Annotated in this window: 14 protein-coding genes and 1 pseudogene; 6 read left to right on the top strand and 9 right to left on the bottom strand. The window is 60.9% G+C overall.

Annotated elements, in window-relative coordinates; translation table 11 throughout:
- Nucleotides 1–73 precede the first annotated feature (73 nt).
- Complete coding sequence (locus QFZ91_RS36090; protein ID WP_429570187.1) at nucleotides 74–466, bottom strand: hypothetical protein; 393 nt, start codon at nucleotides 464–466, stop codon at nucleotides 74–76.
- Between the two features lie 563 nt (nucleotides 467–1,029).
- The gene (locus QFZ91_RS36085) at nucleotides 1,030–1,863 is read right to left on the bottom strand and encodes an NAD-dependent epimerase/dehydratase family protein (RefSeq protein ID WP_429570186.1); all 834 of its coding nucleotides are present in this window, start codon (nucleotides 1,861–1,863) and stop codon (nucleotides 1,030–1,032) included.
- 157 nt (nucleotides 1,864–2,020) lie between these two features.
- On the opposite strand from QFZ91_RS36085, the gene QFZ91_RS36080 reads away from it, so the two are divergent.
- Entirely contained in the window at nucleotides 2,021–3,034 is a 1,014-nt protein-coding gene (locus tag QFZ91_RS36080) for a LacI family DNA-binding transcriptional regulator (protein ID WP_429570185.1), read from the top strand.
- 14 nt (nucleotides 3,035–3,048) lie between these two features.
- Here the strand turns inward: QFZ91_RS36080 and QFZ91_RS36075 are convergent, their stop codons facing one another.
- The gene (locus tag QFZ91_RS36075; RefSeq protein WP_429570184.1) at nucleotides 3,049–4,326 is read right to left on the bottom strand and encodes an MFS transporter; all 1,278 of its coding nucleotides are present in this window, start codon (nucleotides 4,324–4,326) and stop codon (nucleotides 3,049–3,051) included.
- 417 nt (nucleotides 4,327–4,743) lie between these two features.
- Here QFZ91_RS36075 and QFZ91_RS36070 point away from each other — a divergent pair, with 417 nt between their 5' ends.
- Nucleotides 4,744–6,894 (top strand): hypothetical protein, encoded by a 2,151-nt coding sequence (locus tag QFZ91_RS36070; RefSeq protein ID WP_429570183.1) that lies wholly within the window; start codon nucleotides 4,744–4,746, stop codon nucleotides 6,892–6,894.
- A 1,283-nt stretch (nucleotides 6,895–8,177) separates the two neighbouring features.
- Here the strand turns inward: QFZ91_RS36070 and QFZ91_RS36065 are convergent.
- Together QFZ91_RS36065 and QFZ91_RS36060 are read right to left on the bottom strand one after the other, a co-directional pair.
- Nucleotides 8,178–9,831, bottom strand: a pseudogene (locus QFZ91_RS36065) (alkaline phosphatase family protein).
- 788 nt (nucleotides 9,832–10,619) lie between these two features.
- Entirely contained in the window at nucleotides 10,620–11,579 is a 960-nt protein-coding gene (locus QFZ91_RS36060; protein ID WP_429570182.1) for a hypothetical protein, read from the bottom strand.
- A gap of 1,109 nt (nucleotides 11,580–12,688) precedes the next feature.
- Between QFZ91_RS36060 and QFZ91_RS36055 the strand changes: the two genes are divergently transcribed.
- A complete protein-coding gene (locus QFZ91_RS36055; protein WP_429570181.1) occupies nucleotides 12,689–13,171 on the top strand; it encodes a mucin-associated surface protein in 483 nt (160 codons plus the stop codon).
- A 995-nt stretch (nucleotides 13,172–14,166) separates the two neighbouring features.
- Here QFZ91_RS36055 and QFZ91_RS36050 read toward each other — a convergent pair.
- The gene (locus QFZ91_RS36050) at nucleotides 14,167–14,655 is read right to left on the bottom strand and encodes a hypothetical protein (protein ID WP_429570180.1); all 489 of its coding nucleotides are present in this window, start codon (nucleotides 14,653–14,655) and stop codon (nucleotides 14,167–14,169) included.
- 483 nt (nucleotides 14,656–15,138) lie between these two features.
- On the bottom strand, nucleotides 15,139–15,939 hold the full coding sequence (locus tag QFZ91_RS36045) for a helix-turn-helix transcriptional regulator (RefSeq protein ID WP_429570179.1): 801 nt from the start codon (nucleotides 15,937–15,939) through the stop codon (nucleotides 15,139–15,141).
- A 340-nt stretch (nucleotides 15,940–16,279) separates the two neighbouring features.
- Between QFZ91_RS36045 and QFZ91_RS36040 the strand changes: the two genes are divergently transcribed.
- Complete coding sequence (locus tag QFZ91_RS36040; protein ID WP_429570178.1) at nucleotides 16,280–17,203, top strand: DMT family transporter; 924 nt, start codon at nucleotides 16,280–16,282, stop codon at nucleotides 17,201–17,203.
- A gap of 450 nt (nucleotides 17,204–17,653) precedes the next feature.
- Here the strand turns inward: QFZ91_RS36040 and QFZ91_RS36035 are convergent, their stop codons facing one another.
- Complete coding sequence (locus QFZ91_RS36035; RefSeq protein ID WP_429570177.1) at nucleotides 17,654–18,256, bottom strand: phosphatase PAP2 family protein; 603 nt, start codon at nucleotides 18,254–18,256, stop codon at nucleotides 17,654–17,656.
- Between the two features lie 401 nt (nucleotides 18,257–18,657).
- On the opposite strand from QFZ91_RS36035, the gene QFZ91_RS36030 reads away from it, so the two are divergent.
- Both QFZ91_RS36030 and QFZ91_RS36025 read left to right on the top strand, forming a co-directional pair.
- The gene (locus tag QFZ91_RS36030) at nucleotides 18,658–19,008 is read left to right on the top strand and encodes a NirD/YgiW/YdeI family stress tolerance protein (RefSeq protein WP_429570176.1); all 351 of its coding nucleotides are present in this window, start codon (nucleotides 18,658–18,660) and stop codon (nucleotides 19,006–19,008) included.
- A complete protein-coding gene (locus QFZ91_RS36025) occupies nucleotides 19,008–19,580 on the top strand; it encodes a class I SAM-dependent methyltransferase (protein WP_429570175.1) in 573 nt (190 codons plus the stop codon). Before QFZ91_RS36030 ends, QFZ91_RS36025 begins: the two co-directional genes overlap by 1 nt.
- Before the next feature lie 46 nt (nucleotides 19,581–19,626).
- On the opposite strand, the gene QFZ91_RS36020 is transcribed toward QFZ91_RS36025, so the two are convergent.
- Nucleotides 19,627–21,576, bottom strand: a complete 1,950-nt coding sequence (locus QFZ91_RS36020; protein WP_429570174.1) for a M48 family metallopeptidase — start codon at nucleotides 21,574–21,576, stop codon at nucleotides 19,627–19,629.
- Nucleotides 21,577–21,578 lie beyond the last annotated feature (2 nt).

Raw genomic sequence — 21,578 nt, 5'->3', positions numbered from 1 at the left:
GCCGACGCATTTCGGTTTCGTCTACCGGAAGTACAACTGCCTGCAAGGCAGGTTTCAAGCGTCGAAGCACCCTTCAATGGAGAGTAGGCAGGTGGCCGTCGAAGGTTGCCGTGCGGCCAGACGGAAAAAGGAGGCAGGCATGAGCACTTGCAGCGAACCGCATCACGCACACCATGACCATCAACATGGCCCGGGCTGTGGACACACCGCGATCAAGCATGGCGATCACATAGACTATCTGCACGATGGCCATTTGCACCATCCGCACGGCGATCACGTGGACGAACACAAGATCGACGTTAGCGCAAAAAATCCGGACCAATGCACACCAGACTGCGGTGGCCATGAACCGGGCCACATCCACGGCCCAGGCTGCGGACACGACCCAGTACCGCATGGCGATCATGTCGATTATCTGGTTAACGGCCATCTTCATCACCCGCACGGCGACCACTGCGATGACCACGGTCCAGTGGAACTCGCCTGAGCGTTATTGAAGCGCGGGCGGGTCCGGGAGTACGCTCGCGCCAGCCTGAATCGCTCCACGTTTTCCCGAGGCTGTTCAGCCGGTCCGGTCACTCGCACCTTCTTGACCGGACTGCCCCGCCGTCAGCGCGAGGGCCTGAATGAATCAGCCACCGATAGGACTCTTCCGTTGTTCTCGCTTCAATTCCCGAGCTTCATCTGCGCCTTGCGGTCGACGCGTCCTTGTAACCATGTCGTCGCCGCGGCCGCAATCGAAGTGCCGACTGTGGGCCCACGGGCTTGTGGAAACTCGACGACGGTTTGAAGTTGTATGCTGTTTATCGCGAGTTGGGGATGCACGATCTTGCCTGCCTGCGACTCCACTACCGTCACAAGCTACTTCAAGTCACGTGCATATTGCCTGCCCTGGCCGTCAAATGGGTCGTCATCTCAAGAGGAGGGGCAGGGCGAGTTGCGGCCGATCGGATGAATCCACGCTGGCGTCCTTTACGCGCGGTAACCCGCTTCTTGTATCGCGCTTGTCAAGTAGGTGCGAGCGCTGCTTCACCGCTTCGCCTCCATCGGCTCGCCGAGCACGAATGGGCCGCCCTGGAAGCGTTGCGCGGGGTAGTCGTGCGAGTCGCCCGGTGCAGTCGCGGGGAAACGTTCTGCAAACTGCGCGGCGCTGTCGCGCGGGTTGAAGCCGAGGAAGCTGGCTTTCGTATTGTCCCACCACTTGACCGGATTGTTCGACGCGCCGTACACGACCACGTGCCCGACGCGGTTCGTGAACAGCGAACACCGCACCAGTTCGATGAAGTCGCGATAGCTCAGATACGTGACGAGCATGCGTGGATTCTTCGGCTCTTCGAACGACGAGCCGATTCGCAGGCACACCGTCTCGATGCCGAAACGATCGTAGTAATACCGCGAAAGCGCCTCGCCGAAGCACTTCGTCACGCCGTAGAGGCTGTCCGGGCGCTGCGGCGCGTCGGTGTCGAGCACTTCGGTGACCGGATGAAAGCCGATCGCATGATTGGAGCTCGCGAACACGACGCGCTTGACGCCGTGCTTGCGCGCGGCCTCATACACGTTGTATGTGCCGGCAATGTTCGCTGCGAGCAGATCCTCGAACGGGGCGTCGATGGAGATGCCGCCGAGATGCACGATCGCATCGACGCCCTCGACGAGCTGCATCACCGCCCGCCGGTCCGCCAGATCGACGATGGTCGTTTCCTCATGTGGCGCGGGTTCGCTGAGCTTCGCGATGTCACTCACGCGCACGACATCGGCCCAGTTGGCGAGCGCGCCGCGCAACTGGCGGCCCAGGTTGCCGGCGGCGCCGGTCAGAAGCAGACGCCGGAAGGGCTTGAGCGACGCTGTGGTTGTTTGGTTCATCAAGAAATATTCCTGAAAAAAGATAGTTTGGAAAACGTTTTCCAAAACGACGGGCGATATGCAGCGCCAATGGTCGCACGCATCGCCGGCATCTGGTCGGTTTAATCTGGTGGCATTTGCCCGTTGCCGGCGTTTCCTGCGACAATCTGTTAACAAAATGGAAAACGTTACCTTCCGCATGAAAAAAACCTTTCCAACGATTCGTGACGTCGCCGCTGCGGCTGGCGTGTCGGTCGCCACGGTGTCCAAGTACATGAACGGTGCGCAGCGCTTCTCCGCGCCGGTTGAGGCGCGCCTGAGGGCGGCGATCGAGGAACTCGGCTACCGCTCGAATCCGCTTGCGCGATCGATGATCACCGGCCGCTCACGCACCATCGGGCTGACCATTCTTGACATCAGCAATCCACACTTCACGAATGTCGTGAAGGGCGCCAATCGCGTCGCGCTGCGCCACGACTACACGCTTCTGCTCGTCGACACCGACGAAAACCAGGCGCGCGAGCGTCCGCTGATCGAAGCGCTTGCGCAGCGCGTCGACGGCCTGATCGTCAGCTCGCGGATACCCGACGACGAGGCGCAGTGGCTGCTCGATCTCGACAAGCCACTTGTGCTGTTGAGACGTAGCGATGCGCTGCCGCTCCCGAGCGTCGGCATCGATAACCGGCTCGCAACCTACATGCTCGCGCGGCATCTGCTGAACCTCGGGCATCGTCATATCGCCTACCTCGGTTTCGGGCAGGCGCGCATCAACGACGAGCGCATTCGCGGTGCGCGCGAGTGTCTCGAGGAAGCCGGCCTCACGCTCGACGTGTACGACGCTCACGCGCCGACCGCGCATGCAGGCGAGGACGCGTGCTCGCGCGTGATGCTCGGTCCGCGCAGGCCGCAGGCGGTGATCTGCTACAACGACCTGATCGCGCTCGGCTTCATGAAAGAGGCGGCGTCGCTCGGCATCAGGGTGCCGCACGAGCTGTCGGTGACCGGCGTCGACAATGTCCCGTACGGCGAGTACGCAGCGCCCGCGCTGACCACCGTCGACATCCAGAGCGAGAAGATGGGCGAGCTCGCGATGCAAAAGCTCATCGACGCGCTCGCGGGCCACGCGGCGGCCGGGCATTCGACGTTCGAGCCGAGGCTCATCGTCCGTGAATCGACCGCGGCCTGCGGCTGACACGCATCGCGCCTTCACGCGTCGAGCTTCGCGGGCGTCATGCGCGGCGTCAGCATCTGCATCACGGCCAGGGCGACGAGGTAGGCAAGTGCGCCGATCGCGAACAACACCCAGTAATGGCCGGTGCGTTGCAGGACCTGCCCGATTACTTCCGAAAACAGCACCGCGCCGATCGAGCCCGCCATCCCGCCGATGCCGACCACCGCGCCCAGCGCGCGCTTCGGGAAGAGATCGGACGCCGTGGTGAAGAGGTTCGCGGACCAGCCCTGATGCGCTGCCGCCGCCAGTCCGACGATCGCAACTGCGCCCCAGAGGTTGTCGACTTGTGAGACGAACGCGATCGGCAGCACGCAGCACGCGCAGATCAGCATCGCCGTCTTGCGCGCGGCGTTCACGCTCCATCCTGAGCGCAGGAGCGCCGAAGAGAGCCAGCCGCCGCCGATGCTGCCGAGGGTCGTCATCGCATAGATGCAGACGAGCGGCAAGCCGATGTGCTGCATGTCCATACCGCGCGACTCGTTGAGCCACTTCGGCAGCCAGAACAGATAGAACCACCACACCGGATCGGTCAGGAACTTACCGATCAGGAATGCCCACGTCTGGCGCTTTCTGATCAGTACACGCCAGCCCGGCGCGCGGGCATTCACGTTGGCGGCATCGAGCACCTCGACTTCGTCCTGCCCCTCCTCGAGGGAGCGCGGGTCGGCGGATCGGTAGAACGCGAACCATACGGCCAGCCAGACGATGCCCATCGCCCCGATGATCACGAACGCCGCGCGCCAGCCGAACGCCAGCGCGAGCGGCGGAATGATGGCGGGCGCGAACACCGCGCCGATATTGGCGCCTGAGTTGAAGATGCCGGTCGCAAGCGCGCGCTCGCGGCGCGGGAACCATTCGGCAGTCGTCTTGATGGCGGCCGGGAAGTTGCCGCCCTCGCCGATGCCGAGCAGCGCACGCACCATGGCGAAGCCGGTCACCGAGCCGACCGCCGCGTGCAGGACTGCAGCCACGCTCCATATCAGCATGGCGAGCGCGTACGAAATGCGCGTGCCCAGCCAGTCGACGATGCGGCCGAAGCACAAGAGGCCGACTGCGTAGAACGCTGAGAAGGCGATCACGATGCGGCCGTACTGCACCTGGGTCCAGCCGATGTCGTGCTGCAGCACTGGCGCGAGCAGACCGAGAATCTGACGGTCCATGTAGTTGATCACGGTCGCGAAGAAGAGCAGCGCGCACACCGCCCAGCGGTAGCGGCTGGCGGTGCGGGCGAGCCCGATGACGGCAGTTTGCATGTAAGTCTCCGTTGCGCGGCGTCGCTCGTCGCGCCGCGCTATGTGTGATTGATGCCGGGGAGCGCCGGGCCCGCGACGCATGGCACTGCGGGCGGAGTTAGTCACGAGCAGGTGCAGTTAGGAAAACGTTTTTCTAAGATAGAAGATCTGTGACGCTTTTACTAGCCCCGTGGTTTACCTCGTCTTGCGCTTTAGGCAGCAACGGTGTGACCATCCTGTCCTGACATTTAGTTAATCGTTTTCTTTGACGCCCGCAGCAGCCTGACTCAAGCCGAGATGGTGCGACGTCGACGGCGATCGAGTTTTCCGACTTCCGTCGAACTGGTACTCAGTTGCAAACCCAAGAGAACGAATAGCCAGATGCGTTGGTGAGATTGCTAATTTCGGCGTCGATCCACTTACAATCAGGAGACAAAAATGCGTCCATCGCGAAAATCACCCGTTATATTTGCGTTCAGTGCACTGACGCTTCTTCTCGTCAGTGCCTGCGGAGGCGGCGGGATTGACGCTGTGAAAAATCCGGTTTCTTCTGCACCTACAGTTTCTCTTCATGGAATTGTCTATGGAGCGACGGATACGAGCGTCCCTTCAGGCGCAGGGGTGCCTATCACCATGATGGGACAGATGAGAGCGCTTTTTGACCTCATCAGGAAGGCACCTGATTTCACGCAAGTGGTCATGGACTTGGGCGACGGCAGCCCGGTGCACGTGCTCGATACCAACACGGGCGATAAATTCCTGCCTGGCAAACTGGCGCTCGGTCTGTCGTACATATTGATCGATATGAAGGCGAAAGGGGATCCGAAATACGCGGATTACCTCGCGACGTATCAAAAGATAACGACCGCGATGATGGCGCAGACGAGCGGCGCCAGTTACACGTACGCAAATACGTCATGGGGCGAGTACTACTACCTCGTTGCGCTCAATAATTTCAAGGCGCACGGTATGCTCAACGAAGTCTTCAGCGACGCCATGCTGGCTACGCTGCAGAATCGCCTGACCTTCTGCGATATGTTCGGCGCGGATGCAAGCGGCACGAAAAATACGTGCCCTGCCGCAGGTGTGCCGATCGACGTTGCATCGCTTAATACCGCACAGAATTACTATGCGGTTTCTTACGGTATTGCGGGGCTGAGACAGAAACTTGGATGGACCAATCCGACTTTCTCTTCCGCCACCGACCCGGCTGTGGCATCGATGGGCGCGCGGGACGCACTGCTGTACACACTCACGAATCACATTAGAAGAGACTCGTCCGGCGGTTTTTCCGACGAGGCCTCGAATACACATACGACCTATTTTGATCAGGCACGCTTCGATCGATACAGCACGCTGCTCATTGGAGAAGTCGTTGAGCGAACGTTCGAAATGGGCAATGAGGCCAACCTAACACCTGAATTGAAATCCTATCTGCGCAAGTCAGTCGACCTGATTCTTCCCCAGCTCAACGCAGACGGGCAGGGTTTCAATTATGGCCGCTCCATCGGCCCATACGGCGATACAGCCTTCATGGAAATCCTGACCGCGGCGGCCAATGCAGGCGTGTTGACCGCGCAGGAAATGCAGGTCGCCTATTCGTTCATCTATAAGGCGGCTTACCGCTTTGACACTTTCTGGTACGACCCGACCCTGCCGACGCCGTCGGTGAATATGTGGGTCAAAGGGCGCGGAACCGATGCGTATCGCGGCAAACCTCGAGTCATGGGTGAGAATTTCAGTCTTTTACACCAGTACATGTATGTGAATGCCTGGTGGAACAAACTGGGTTTTGGCGGCAGTGCACCCATGGCTGATTCCGACCTGCAAGCTTGGCTGGATGCGAGACCGCATTACACGCTCACGTGGTACAACCTGCCCACGGACACGGCTCACCCATACAGCGCAGCGCTCATCACGGTGCGCGACGGCAAGCGCGTCATCAATCTCAACCTGAACCAGGCACCCGACTACAATTCGTACACGCCCTATTACCCGACGCCGTTCTCCGACAACCTGATTTATGGCACAACGGATCAGGGTTATGCGTTGCTGATCCCGCAAGTTTCCTATAACGGGAAGACTTACATTCCGGTCACGTATTATAGGAACCTAAGCGTTCAGGAAAATAACGGTCAGGTGATCGTCTCTTTCGACACGACCAAGTTCCGGCAGGCCGTTAAGAATGCAACCTATGCCACGGATATCGACCTGCAGGTCCACACGGTCCTAACGTTTGGTCAAGGCACACTGACGCGAGCCGATACGCTGAATTCTGGGACGTTGACCGGCAACATCGCGGTCGAGACGGACTTCACGTCTTTTGCAGATGTCCAGCACGCCACAGCGGGTAGCGATGGTTACTCGGTTCGCTACTCCAATAGTAATGCGACCAGCTATGACACTACGGGTTTTGACAGTTGTGTCCTGTCTAACTTCGAGATGGCGGGCGGGGTCACCAATCCGCTGTCGACAACGCCGATTGGGCAACTGCATTCGAATTTCGCGTGTACGACGCGCCCCTTCGCACTCAACGCGGGCAGTAGTCGTACGTTCACCTGGACTCTGAAGTACTCCGGTTTGAATTGATCCTGCGAAGTGGGCCGGCCCTTATAAGGGCCGGCGTTGCCCTGCAAGGATGTTTATTAGCTGAAAAGCTTGCTATGGTCGAATTTTCCTGATTTGTAATTTGATGTTCAACTTTCCTCTCACACAAAAGGGAGTGCTGTGCCAGTTAGTGAGTCATTCGCAGACGACTCATTGGGATCTGCCTGAAATATTGATGTCGTCCAGCCCACTTCCAGATGCAGTTCGGGCAGCCCAAAGCCCGACGAAGGACTGTTCGTTACTCGAAAGCGGTCAATGGTCCGAGCGGTTCGACGGGCTGCAATGGGGCGACTCCTGCCGGATACCTCCGGATCGACGACAGCCCCGATTTTCGGTTCGGCGTCGGACTAGGTTCGGCCACTTTCTGCCGTTCGCCTGAGTCATGCGGTGGCCGAGACCCGCCCGATGCTCAACGCGCAGTTGTCGGCCAAAGCCGGCATTGGAACGTGCTGGGTTTCAGGTCAGCAATGCGTCCGATTGCCGACCATGGCGGCTTTCAACATCTGTGAACTCGAGGGACATCGGCATCTGGCACACCCCCATCCCCGCGACTGCAGCATGCCTCACGGATCTGGGATAACCTGAAGGCACGCGTCACCTGAGATGCCAGATTCCCCATATCGCAATGGCTGTGCCGATTGCTATAACGCCGCCGAAAAGTACGTAAGTTTCCACGGATCCCTCCAGGGATTGTTAAACGCAGCCACGCTATCAAGCGCATGGGCTAGCGATCCTACGCGATGGTTCTTTCAGTTCCGCTACAGTGCATGGTGCATCTCTGCAGTACACCACCCGACCCGTGTGTTCGGTGTCGGCGAAAGGCGCGGTGGTCCTCGCCCGGTTGCGAAAAACAGGTGGCATGCGGGTAGTTGTTGTGCAACGCTTCCCGCAAGCCTGCCGTGGGGCTGGTCGCATTACTCCACAATGTGACGGACGAGCTACGCACAGAATTCGGCCAATATTAATTGGCCGCCGTCGCTTCACTGACGTTCACAACGGGTATGGATCAACGAGGACATTCGCAAGTGCAAATGCGTCAGAACATCAAGAACCCTCCCTGTGGCATTCAAAGTCACAGGAAAAAGTTGGGGCGTTCAAGCGACCGGCAATCGTGCTCGGTTCGAAGCCGAACTATGAAAACGCTTGCTAACGATATCGATCGCTGTTCCTTCTCCACTGCATTCATCAACCTGGTGAGCGGACCTCGAACGCTCACCAGGAGATGAAACACGAAATGCTATTGATCGAAGACTTCCATCAAGACTTTAGAAGCCCAAGCCCGGCAACACTTGCGTGCCTTCCGCCGCGACCGAATGCAGGAGCGACGGATCCAGTGCCAGCGACTTCAGAACCGTAGGCGCGACCTGGGTCAAGCTGACGGTTTCTGTGTTCGTGGCCGCCTGGAGCGTCGGGTACGAAACGAGCAGACCGACATGGCTATCGTCCGGCGCGTTGCCGCCGTGTTCGGCATCTTTCTTCGTACTGCTCGTATAGATGACGCCCGGATTAGGCTGCACGATGATATCGGGCGTGCGACCTTGCGCCGGATCGCCGAACTTCGCTACCAGTGCGGCGCCGGTTAGGATCGAAGCCTGCGGACCGTCGGCACAGATTCCCGTGGAAGTACACGAGAGATTGGCCTGAAGTGTCGCCACGACCTGAGCCGCTTGCGCTGGGTTACGTAGCCAGATCAGCCCGACATCGTCGGTCTGAGCCATGCCAGTGCCAACGAGCCCAGTGCCATCGTTAAGCGAGCCGCTAGTCGTCGAAAACTGGCCGAATTTGCCGTTCGCATCAAGATAGTTGTTCGCCTCAAGCAGCGCAGTCAGCGTGTCACCGTTTTTGACCAGCTTCGTATGGTCAGACGGCGACTGGCCGTGTTTCGCCGTGACGACGACTACAGTCGACGCGTACAGGTTCTTTGCTTTCAGCTCCGTGACCATCTTACCGATCGCTCCATCGACGTAAGCGATGGCGGCGCTGACTTGCGGACCCGGCGTGAAATTGGCATCCGTGTAGCCACCGCCCGATGCGTTCGTCGCTTTCTGGGCAACGCTCAGCGTTTGGAAGTTTGTGCCGAACACGGTCGGTACACCCGGCGTGGTCGCCCCCGTCGAATCCTTGCCGTCGATCTGATTGAGAATCACCTGCACATGCAGATTGTCAAAAGCTTCTGTGTGGGTGTAGATGTCGGTGTAGTCGCTGTTCGTCGTCGGGTCAATCGAATTGATTTCGGTGCGGGCGAGGTCGTCGACGCCCTTGCCTGACGGCCCATTGACCCAGTCATAACCCCATGCGTGCTTGTCGGCCCACGCCGTGCGGGCGTTCGCCATCTGTGACTTGACGACTTCGAACAGGGTGTTGGTTTTGATGTAATTGTGAGGATAGACTGGCGTACACACGCCGTTCACTTTCGCGTTCGGGATTGCCTGCGGGTTAAAGCCGCCGCCTCCGTTAAGGTGCGTCAGCGCCCCACCGTTCATCGCGTCGATGCCGGTCGTTTCATCGAACACCACGTTCCATCCCTGCGGGCCTGCGCATTGCGTATCGCTCGGTGCGTAGAGCGTGCGGTCATAGGAGACGTCATAAAAAAGGCCGGCGGTTTTCGGTGATCCGCCGGTTAGCAAAGCAGCTAGGCCTGGGAAACGAATCGGAGAGCCCGGGTGTCGACGCACTTGAGTATGTGACGCCGGTTTGCGCGAGTGCCGCGATGTTGGGACAGGTCTTCGCGGCAACGCAGTTGGCGAGGTCCTGCTGATGCATTCCGTCGATACTCACTAGCAGCACGTGCTGCGCGTTCGCTATTCCGCTCGCTACTGCTGGCGTACCTGGATTGCTGTTGTCGTTGCTGCCGCATGCGGCGAGCACTGCGGCGGCGATCAAGCCTAAAGGCAGCGCATAGCGAAAGGGAATGCTCATCAAAGTTCTCCGGACGACATAATTGTTGGTTTAGGGGTGCGCCTGCGTTCGCATACGCGACACGCGAGCGGCCCGCCATTCTGCAGACGGAATAAGTCGTCCACGTTACAGGGGGATTCAACCGGACGATGCCCTCTTTTTTGATGTCGGATTAGAGAATCAGAGGGTGAAGTGTAGATTGGAGTACCCCCACCGATGCCCCAAACACTCAAGCCGATCACCGACGCTTTCCGAATCAGAGGGGATATCTCCCAGGGTGAGTATGGCCGTGTCGGCGCGTCAGATCGCGCGGCGCCGTGACGGTAGAAGTGAATCCGACGCGTGCCGGCGCCTGAGACTAAGCGATGGCAGTCATAGCACCGTGCGTCGAGGTATGCGCTTCCGACGGTAAAACCGAACTATGCATCGGTTGCTTTCTTTCGAACTCGAGAAGAAATTCGGGATTGGAAGAAGCTGACGGACTACCGGCGGCGCCAGATCCTGAATGAGAAGCACCGGCGACGGGCGAAGGTGATACGGGGCGCACCGACGGCCCAAGCGGAATGCTGAAGAGGTGCGTGTGTGGCCTACACCACTTGAGTGTCCGTTCTGCAGCGTCTTGTGGTCCGTTGGCGGGGAACCGGTCAACGGCGGAGGTACGGCCGATCGCTTCAGGCAGTCGGGCATGAACGATCGGCCGCACTTTTCATGCTTGTATATGAACCCCTTTACCCCGTAGCGTGTATTGCGCCTGCCGCGGCGCGAGTCGGTTCAGAGCGGCACCGTTTCAGATGGCACCGCCGGATCCGTCAACGGTCCTCAAACGGCAGGTTCCAGTCCGTGATTGCGTTCGTATTGTCATCGACCGCGGCAAAGTGCACGTGCTCGTTCATCACCCGACCAAACGCGATGCCGAACGCACCGTCTGGCGCCGGATCAATCGGCAGTTGCGCAACGAATTGCCCTTGCGGCGTGAACTCGACAAGTTCACTCGGCTGTGCCGGATCGGGGTTGATCGCGTCGCCGTTTGAGGTGAAGAGATGGCCGTTCGGTCCCGACGCTAAACCGAGCGCTCCATGCAGGTGCTTGTTGTCCGCGTAGATCACCACGCCCTTGCCGCCGTCATGCTGTGAGGTGCCCGCACCGAACACTGCGAAGACCGCATTGTCGACGATCGACGCAACGTAGAGCACATCGCGTAACGGATCGTATACGAGCCCGGCAGGCCCGATCTCCACTGCTGCCGGGTCGCCGCGGAACTGGTAGCCGGATGCGACCTGGGTTGCCCTCACGAGATGCACGCCGCTGTCGTCGACCGTGACGTCGAGCCGCACAACGGTTCCGTTCAGCACGTTCGAGACGAACACTTTCGCGCGATCGCCCTGGTCGAAGACCGTCATACCCCACGGTCCATCGATCTTCGCGGCGGTCGTCCACTGCGCGATCATGTTGCCGCTGCGGTTCACGATGATCAGCGAGCCGGGTTTGATCGTGTGGAACGTGCCGTCAGTAGTGGGGGTGTTACCGACCAGCACGAAGCCGCCGCGCAGCACATTGAGCGCCATGGTGAGGCCAAGCCCGGGGGGGCCCTGGAAGAACGTCGTGGCCTGCTTCGCGCCCGGCACGATCTTGACGATGGTAGTGCCGGTGCCCTGCACGTTCTGCGCATTGTTGAAGTTAGACACCAGCAGGTCGCCCGGCGCGATGGTGCCGTAGGTGGGAAAACCGGTCGGCACGAACGCGACGCCCATACGGATTGAGGTCACCATTGGCCGGCACGGTGGTCGATGTGACCGAGGGTGGCGGCAACAATGGGACGAAATCTTCGGCGTACGCAAAGTTTGCTGCGCCGAGCGCGACGCCGATGCCGCACAGCGCGAGCAGCAGACGGCGCCACGGATGGCCGCGTGCGCTGCGCGCGGGACGGCCCGAACGGGCAGTACTTCGCGCGAGCATGGGCTGAGTTGCTTGCGCGGGGTTGGCAGGCGCCGCAAGACGCGGAGCCAGGCGTGTGATGACAGTTTTCATGACTCGACTCTCCACGAAAGCTGCGGCAGCCTCCATCCACGTACGCGCGAACGCCCTGTGGGTGGTGTGCTGGCTGTCGCGAGCGATCCCGCCTGATGCGTTGCATTTGCGCCACGGCGAGCGCGCGAAGGCCCCTCACCGGCGGGTGATGCATCAGGCGATACAAAGGCGGCGTTGTGGCAAGGTGCGCGGCAACACCGTTCTTGCCGGCACGACCGGTCCGGCAGTCACGGCGGCCCGGCCGGGAGACGGAGGGGACCGCACGTACGCACTAAACGGCTGCGCGCGGCAAATATTCCGGCGATAGCAGTCGAAATGCGCTTGCCGACGCCTCGGCTCAGCCGCCTTGCTCCTGACGACCTGGACAGGATCAGGACGAGGCAGCACCGCTTGACGCCGATGGCCCGCAGCGACGATTGGCAGCGGCGGGAACGAGTATTCGCATTGCATTCGCGGTGCGCGAGTCGGCCTTCGTTCGAGCGTCTCCGTTCGTCAAAGGCAAACTGCGACCAGGCGCTGGCAGACGAGCTGGAGCTTAGCCAGCGACGATGCGCCAAACTTCAGGTCGCATTGCCGGCATGACGCACGCCATTTCCAGGCAGAAGATCAAGCAGGCCGTTCGGCGGAACACTTAAGCTTTTATGCGCGTCACGCGATGTGTTCGCTTGCGAACACATCCAGATCGAATGCGTCCATGCTGTGATCCATTATCGGGCTAGCGATGTGAGACTATGTGCTCTCCCACGCTGGCCACGCTGCCTGCGATAAAAAAGTCGACCGTAGGAGACGCGCATTTCATTGGGAATCCTTTGGGGGTTTCTACCATTAACTCGACCATATGAGGATTTCGATGACACTGAACGTGGACGGCACGGCTGGCGTGCCGGATGAGATCGTTACGACGCCGACCGATGAGTCAATCCAGGAGCCCAATGCGTCAGGAGACGTTGCGGATCTCGCGGTAGCTGAGTCAGCCGACGTTGCAGATGAGGCGGTAGCTGAGACAGCCGACGTTGCAGATGAGGCGGTAGCTGAGACAGCCGACGTTGCAGATGAGGCGGTAGCTGAGTCAGCCGACGTTGCAGATGAGGCGGTAACTGAGTCGGGCGACGTTGCGGATCTGGTGGAAGCTCAGTCAGGCGACGTTGCAGAAGTTGCGCAAGCTGGGTCAAGCGACGGTGCAGTTGTGGCGGAAGTTGCGTCAGGCGACGCCGTTGATGCGCAGGTAGCTGAAAGTGCGGGGGCGGATGCCGGCGCACCCGCTGATGAGAACCCAGCGGCCGATCCAGTAGATCCGGCCGTCGATCAGGACGGCGAAGTCAACGAGGATTGACGATCGGCACTCCGGGCAATCCTTGTACCGCCCCGTTTCGCACCCGGCACCGGGAGTTGCGTAACCGGTGCCGGAGCCACAGCCGGGGACTTATCGCGCCACGGACGGCGGCACGATCGGTGCGGGAGGCATAAGACTGCAAGCGGCCAACTTCTGCCGTTCACCTTTGGGCTTGCTCGGCCATTCAAGCGGCAAATGCCCCTCAAAGAACGGACCTTCGTGCCGCGCGTCCCGACGACGGCGGACACGTTGCGGGAATCAACGTGCGACAGCCCGGCAGGTTAAAGTGTCCGCTCGCCTGCCTGGCCGCCGGGAGTATGTGGCGGTTGGCGGCACATGTTGCGCCACCTTTTCGAAACACGTACCTCGCTTGACAACTCTCATTTTCGAAGCCAGTCGTCCCTCCCAATCTGGAAGATAGTTGTATTCCAAGCTGGACCTTTGAAGAAGAGGTCGTCAACACGTTCCGTATAAACGCTCACGGTCGACGTGCCTGTGCCCTCTGCACGCCTGCTTGCGGATTGGGAAAGCGAGGTTCCCATCGAAGACGCCCCTTGTTCCGCGCGCACTTAAGGTGGCATTCGACGTCGACACTTCGACATCGCTGCAACGGATGAAGAGCAAGTCTGGTTGAACGGCGCACAATTCGCTGTGTGTCCAGAATCTGGTCGCTGGTACGTCAAGAGTCTGCGCAATCACGTTTTTCGGATAGTGACTCTCACCGCGCTGTTCACAAACCCTCGATATCCACCCGTACTCTTCGGCGTTGACCTTGGCGTGCATGACAGGACCGGATGATGCAGCCTGCGCGAATGCGGAAGTTGCGCAGAACGATGAGCACACTGCTGTTAAGTCGGGAGGCGAAATACATGATGGGATTCCTTATAGATCAATTGTCGTTTTCTTCTTCTCTGCAAGTAGACAGTCATTCCGCATGTTGCGGCCCACCGATGCAGGTCGAGGGAGCAGTCGTAGATCGCGTCACCCTCAGAGCATCACGTGGGTCGATCGTCAATGACGAACCATCGGAGCGTGCGAGCCGGTTGGTCAGGCACGGCAATTAGCGTGGGCAGGCTGCCGATCACGCCCTTCACCTGGGCGACAAACGCGTCACCCTTCATTGACGCGCGGGAGACGGTCTCCAGGCCGCACTGCGCCGCCGTGTTCAAGCGTGAGTGATAGATGGTGAGCCACCGGTCCGTCATCGTGTAGCCCGTGTCGTGGGCTTCGATGCACGTCCGATAGTTCGAAGCGACAAACTTCCCCGCGTCACCCGAGGCCGCAACCACCGCCCACGCCTTCTCGTAACTCCCGCCAGCCCGTCCCGCAGCGCGCCCCTCCATCGACTGCGCTTGCAGCCCATAGGCCACGGCGACGCCTGCAATTGCAACGAATCCAGCGAGATGCACGGCAAGACGCTTCGCTGCCTGACGGCCCGATTTCGGTACTGAAATCATGACGTGATCCCCTTCGTTCGACGACAAGGTCGGATCCCCGTATCTGTGGTTGTTATGGTCGCCCTGCAATACAATTGCGGGCTGGACCTTCTACGGGATCGTAGATTATTCGCTGACGCCCGAACATAACCTGAATAGGTGATCGCGTGAGCCCGGCCAGTGCCGACGGCGCCGCTCGCGTTCACTTCGGAAAGACAGCCTGACGGCGCGATATTCGCACTCTGGAATGAGCTCGCGGACTTCGCGGTCGGTGACGGCGAAGCCGCCGTTGGGCACCTGCTGTCGCGGAACTATTCGGCGTAGTACCTGACGGACACAGTTGAGGGCGCGCCGGGGGCCAGCGGCGCGCCACTGCCGGGCTCAGGCGGGTGATATGGGTCTGGAATTCCCCGAATCCTGGGCATTGGATATCGTTCATCCAGGTCGTCAGGGCGAGGTGTGAATCGGGAGGTACATCTGACTGACTGCCCTAAGGCCCGCTGCTTGCAACGCCCCAGCGCCTGCAGTTTGCTATCGCAACTTGCCGAGCCACAGCGCTGTCAGCGTCGAGCGATTCCGGACGTTGAATTTGGCGTAGATCGACTTGATGTGGACATGCGTCGTGTTCGGACTTTGGTCGAGTTTCTGCGCGATCTGCTTTTCCGTGAATCCGTCGAGCAACCCCAGCAGCACCCTTCGCTCGGCCGTCGTCAGGGGAGCGTCGGCGATGAGCAGGCCATGGCTGAGCAGTTGCTGCCGGTTGAACCATCTCAGCCCATGCATCACGAAGCCCAGACGCTCGAGATCCGGCGCAGAGAAACGAGGTGCCCGCACATCGCGAAACACGAAGAGATGAATCCGCACATCGTCGTTGAGCGAGCAACGCACCTGGATGCTGTCGCCGTGGCCGACTTCGAGGTAGTGGCGCCGATAGTGCTCACCTTCAAACCATTCGGCGGGCATCGCCTCGAAGAGCAGGTTGGCGCAGAACGGCTCGTGCCCTGACGCGGCCACGACATGTGACGAGTCGACGTGGCCGGACCAGAGCGTGTCGTACTGCTCCTGCACCGAAGCGACCATCGCCGGTACCGGATGCAGGAGCCGAACCAGTCGTGGACGCCAGCCGAACAAAGGATCCTTTGGCGCGAGCGAAGGCAATCGCACAACAACGGCCCAAAGCGCATTCTGTGCCTTGACCATAGCACAGAGCGTGGTTAGCAGATGGGGCAGCGCGACATCGCCATCACCTGCTGAGAACTCGGCCAGCCGATCCCAGAGTGCATAGACGTCATCTTGGACCGGTGGATTGGTGGAATCCGCGAATGGAAGCATGTCGTCCTCAAGAAAAATGTGCGGATCACCGATCTTCGGTGAGCATGAGGGTACCACCTTTTTAGGTAGTACCCACGCGCATCACGGTGCTCGATACTGATGTGCCGCTCACAGCCGCGACCGTCATCAACTGGAACTAAACAGCACTGGGTCGCCGCGCGCACCGTGGCGAGCCCGAGAAAGATCACCTTGAATCTTGCGCGCATGGCACAACAGCGGCAACTGGAGAAGGGCAGTCTGAAAAACATCTGCAACCTGGCGGCATGGGACACCGTCGTGCGAGAGTCGACTCGCGCCGGACGAACGCCCGCCCGCAATGTGGTCGCGCTGATCGCCCCGCATGTTTGCGGTGCTGAGGAAAGGAACCGTGATGAATGCATATCTGGATCCCGCAGACGCGAGTGCAATCACACCTTCTTGCGCCTTGCAGGGCGCGGCCGCTATCGCTGCATTTGCCTCGAACGCTCTGCTGTGTCGCGTCGCGCTATTCAGCAACAGCATCGACGCAGCTACGTTTTCCGATATCCGGCTGCTGGCCGGAGGTGCGACATTGCTGGCCGTGACGAAACTGAGCCCGGAAGGTGCTCGGCAATCCAGTCCTGACTGGGTTTCGGCGACTGCGCTAGGCACTTTCATGATCCTGTTCTCGTTGTCATATCTATCCCTCGGTGTCAGCACCGGTGCGCTTGTCCTGTTCGGGACGGTACAACTGACGATATTGACTTCTTGTCTCCTTAAAGGCGAACGCTTCCACCGCGTGGCGCTAATTGGGTATCTGGTGGCTATTGCCGGACTGCTATGCCTGACAGCTCCTGGCGCCGGCGTTCCGGGATTATCTGGCTTGCTTATGATGGTCGGGGCGGGCGCTGCATGGGGGCTCTATACCCTGAGAGGCAAGCGCGTCGCGAGTCCACTATCAGCAACGACAGGAAACTTCCTTCGGGCGACACCGATCTGCATCGTCTTAGGATTGTTCCTTCACGCCCCTGCGCATGCGAGCGCAGCCGGAGTTGCCCTCGCTGTGGCTTCTGGTGCCGTGACATCAGCAATTGGCTTTGTAGTGTGGAGTTCGACGATCCGAAGACTGACTGCAATGTCCGCGGCTGCCATCCAACTGCTAGTGCCGCCCGTTGCGGCGCTCGGCGGCGTTCTGTTCCTACATGAACCGATGAGCACGCGTCTCACTTTCAGTTTTGTTGCCGTCCTTGTCGGCATTTCGCTGACAGCTTCGGCCGGCGCCAGACGCAACGGCAAAGCTCGATAAGCGCGCGGCCTATTCGCGGAAGATGCGTCCTGCTGTTTTCGTTGACGTGGTCATCTGGGTAAGGGCCGGCCTGGGTCTGTGCATCCCTCCGCGAGATTTCGATCACCTGCCATTGCCCCGACAGCGAAGTGTCACCATGAAACAAGCTATTGGCTTTGCCATCGCCTGCTGGCTGTCTGCTGCAATCCTGCTTCTCGTGGATTCTACGGCCGCAATAGCGCTGAGTGTCACGCTGGTCCTAGCGGGGATGGATCTGTTCGCGCCTTAGCAAACCGCTGCGATCCTCGGTGCAATCCACGCTTCAATTCTTGCGCAGACCGTTTGTGTGGCCTGTGTCGTGAGGCGTGGATGCAATGTCGAGTCTCGATTGCAAATGGCAGAGGTGGCTCCGGATATCCCAGACTGCCAGCGTCTTCCCCCGGCGGGGCGGCGAGCGTCGCAGACAGGCAATCACGGCCTCAGCCAGCCTCGGCTGATCGGCCATGCGAGCAGCATACGATAGAGCGTGACCACCAGATCTGTCATCGCCGTGCCGCCCGTTTGCCACAGCCGCGCAATTGCCGCGTAGGCGATGCACGCGACGGCCACTGCCCCGATCATGTCGAGCGGAAAATGCACGCCGAGAAACACGCGTGCCCACGCGACGATGATACCCACGACGAGCGTCATGCCACCGAGCCAGCACATCCGCCCGAAGAGCAGCGGCAGCGCGATGCTCGCAAAGAGGGTGGCGTGATCGCTTGGGAACGACGAATCGGGCACATGCGCCAGGAACGTGTGGCCGAGCCCGATCATGAACGGGCGGGGGTGCTGCCAGACGAGACCGATCAACTGGTTGACGCCGAGCGCCAGCAGCGCGACGCAGCAGGCACGCAGGGCCAGCTCGCGCCGCTGGCGGTCCCCGGAAAGCCACATCATGACCAACATGAGCGGGACTAACCAGATCAGATAATTTGCAGAGACGAGCGCCGTGCTGACCAGCCATCCCGGCGTTGCCGGTGTGCCGTTGATCATCAGGAAGAGCGCGTGGTTGAATGCTTCGATTGTATTCATTGCGTCGTTTTGTGCTGAAGATGAAGAAAGCGTCAGCCGCCGTGCGTCTGCGGCTGCGGCGCCTGGCTACACATGACAAGCGGCACCGCAGCGAGCGCGCCCTGCTCGCGAGATTGGACACGCCGAAAGCCGCGTAGGGTAGTGCGGCGAAACCTTCCCGGCGCAGGCCGAGTCTTAGTCCATTGCCGATCAGCGGATCGTCCTTGGCCAGCAGTATTCGCCTCCGTCGTCATCCTGTTCCCGCCGGTTCCCTGACGCGGCGTCGCAAGCTTACCGGCCGGAAGGTTAACACTGCATTAAGTGGCGGACACAGCGCAGCGTCGCCTTCGCTCTGGCTTCAGCCTCGGGTCTGTAGACTGATTTCTGTCGCGACCACGATGTCGCCCGTTCAAGGAGAACCAATGAAGAAACTCATTGTTGCCTGCCTGATCGCCGCGTCCGCCGCAGAGGCTCACGCGGGATGCACAGGCCCTGGTGCCGAAGCGACGGCCACGACGGTCCAACAGCTTCGCGACGCAGGCAGGGAAGACCAGCGCATCGCACTGCGCGGCCATATCGCGAAATCCATCGGCGACGAAAAGTACCAGTTCGCGGACAGCACGGCAGAGCTCCCGGTCAAGATCGACCACAAACGCTGGCCGGCCGCACAGCCGGTGAATCAGACGGGCACCATCGAGCTGACCGGCGAGTACGACAAGGAAATCGTCGGCGCATCAAAGGCCAAGGCCTATGACATCAAGGTGGTGCAGTAATGGTTGCCGGCCCCCTGCACACGTCCCGGCTGTTTGCACGGGAATGGGCGACGGCGCCCTGGTCGGTCGGCGCCATCTGCCCGAGCTCACGGCGACTCGCCGCGCGCCTCGCGCGGGAGGTGCCGGCAGGCAACGGTGTGGTCATCGAACTCGGTGGCGGTACCGGCGCGGTCACGCACGCGTTGCTCGAAAACGGCGTGCAAACCGACCGGCTGATCGTCGTCGAGCGCTCCCCTAGCTTTGTGCAGCATCTGCGCAGGCGATTCCCGGATGTGCCAGTCATGCACGCCGACGCTGCCCGCCTGGCCTGGTGCCTGCCACTGGACCTGCGCGTCGACGCGATCGTGTCGTGCCTTCCCTTGCGCTCGTTGCCTCATCGCGAGGTGGATGAGATTGTCGACCAGTGGCGGCAGGTCCTGCGTCCTGGTGGTGTCGTGATTCAGTTCACCTACGATATCCGGCCGGACCGAAACGTCGTGAATGCCGGTGGGATGGGCGACTTTGTGATGCTGTCGAGCCGGATCATCTGGGCTAACCTGCCGCCGGCCCGTGTGGTGACGATGCAACTATGAGCGGCACAACACTCGGCGGGAGCGCCTCGCACCTGCATTGCCAGGACTACTCTTGTTCCGCTTCTCGCACGACGAGCGGCGGTAGCGGGCAGCCGAGCGTATCGCAGATGGCGCGGAGCAGCTCCGCTTCGCGGACGGTGACCTGCTGGTTTGCCAGGATGCAGGCCGCGCAGGCGGCGACGATCCGGCGCTTGATGGCCGGGATCGATTGATTGAGCGTTTGCAGGGCCGCGTCGAATCCGGCGAGGGAGCACTCTTCGCGAGGCCGCAAGCGGTAGGCGTGCTCGCCGCCGATGTAGCCGCGCATGCCCGCATCGAAAGCCCGCGCGGCCGGGTCGGTTTCCGGTTGGCCTTCCCAGGCCAGTAGCGCCAATACCGTTGCCACCGGGTGCGCGAGGCTCTGCAGGGAACTGCGCATTGCACGCGCCGGGCGCTGCGGGAGGAATTGGGCGTCGAGATGGCGATGCAGTACACAGCGAAGCGTGTACTCGAACAAGCTCAGCCGCTGGTCGGCGATCATTAGCATCTCGACCTGAGCGCGGAATGAATGATGCTGCCGCGGCGACATCTGCCGCAGTGCTGGCAGGCTCAGGTCCAGAAGGGGCAGCCGATGCGTGTCCGGCAAAGCCTGGACAGGGGCGATCAGCCGCAGGGTTTCGGCAAAGTCCTGAAGCTCAGCGCCGGCTTTCAGCCGGGTCAGCTGGAGTTCCCGCAGGTCCGACCCCGGGTCCATGAGGAGGGCGTAGACCAGGGCGCGAGCACTGAACGGCTCCTGGGCGGCGACCCGGAGCACGTCTGGCATATCGTCGTGTAACCCCTGCGCATAGCTAATCAGTTCCGGATCGATGTGGCCGACCCGGGATGCTGTTTCGTCAGCGAGCCCCAGCACCGGCACCGGCACCTGCGGAAGTCCCGGTAACGTAGGAGCCCCGCCGAACGGCGGGGCACGGCTGGGCCGGGGGCCTTCAGGTTCTTCCCGATCGACACCTACCGGCCGCACCTCCGGGAACCGGCCGTCGAACTGGGGATTGAGCCGGCGGATGCGCTCGACGAGGGGCGGGTGGGTAGCTAGCATTCCGGCGAGTCCCTCGCCAGCGAAGGCGTTGGCGAAAAACATGTGACCGGCCTCTGCGGCTTGGGGGTTGCCGATGCGTGAGCCCTCAGCCAGCCCACCGATCTTCTTTAGCGCCCCGCCGATTCCGTCGGGGTTGCGCGTGAACTGGACGGCACTGGCGTCGGCCAGGTACTCGCGCTGCCGCGACACCGCCGCCATGATCAGCCGACCGAAGAACGCTCCCACGAGGCCCAGCACGAACACGCCCAAGCCCAGCAGCACCATGCCGCCCTGGGCATTCTGCCTTCCCGACGAGCGTCCTCTGGAAGCGAACATGAGGCTGCGGCCGATGATGGACAACACCATGATCCCGAAGATCAGGCCGATTAGCCGGATGTTGAGCCGCATGTCGCCGTTGAGGATGTGGCTGAACTCGTGGGCCACCACGCCCTGGAGCTCGTCGCGGGTCAGGTAGTCGAGGCAGCCCTGCGAGACGGCGACCACGGCATCTCCCGGAGCATAGCCGGCCGCGAAGGCATTGATCCCTGGCTCGTCCAGAATATAAACGGGGGGTACCGGCACTCCCGCAGCGAGGGCGATCTCCTCGACGACGTTGAGCAGCCGTTTCTGCCGCGGGTCGGTGGTCGTGCCGGGCACCTCCACACCGCCCAACATCAGGGCGACGGCCTGGCCGCCGGAAGCGAGCTGACTCACCTTGAATGCGCTGGCACCGCCGACCACAAGGCCCACCCCCAGCGCCGCGAACAGGAGCATCTCCGGCTGCCACCAGGACACGGGTGCGTGGGCGTCATACGTGCTGAACGCCACGAGCAGCCCGTAGACCAGGGCGATCAGTATCAGGATCGCCATGACGAAATAGACCACCAGCTGAAAGGTCTTGCGTCGGGCCGAATCCTGCTGCTGAAAGAAATTGGTGGTCACGG

This window comes from Paraburkholderia sp. JPY419 (assembly GCF_050435705.1).
Lineage (GTDB): Bacteria > Pseudomonadota > Gammaproteobacteria > Burkholderiales > Burkholderiaceae > Paraburkholderia > Paraburkholderia youngii.
Note: the sequence above shows the minus strand (reverse complement) of the source record. Positions and strands in the feature narration are given on the sequence as shown.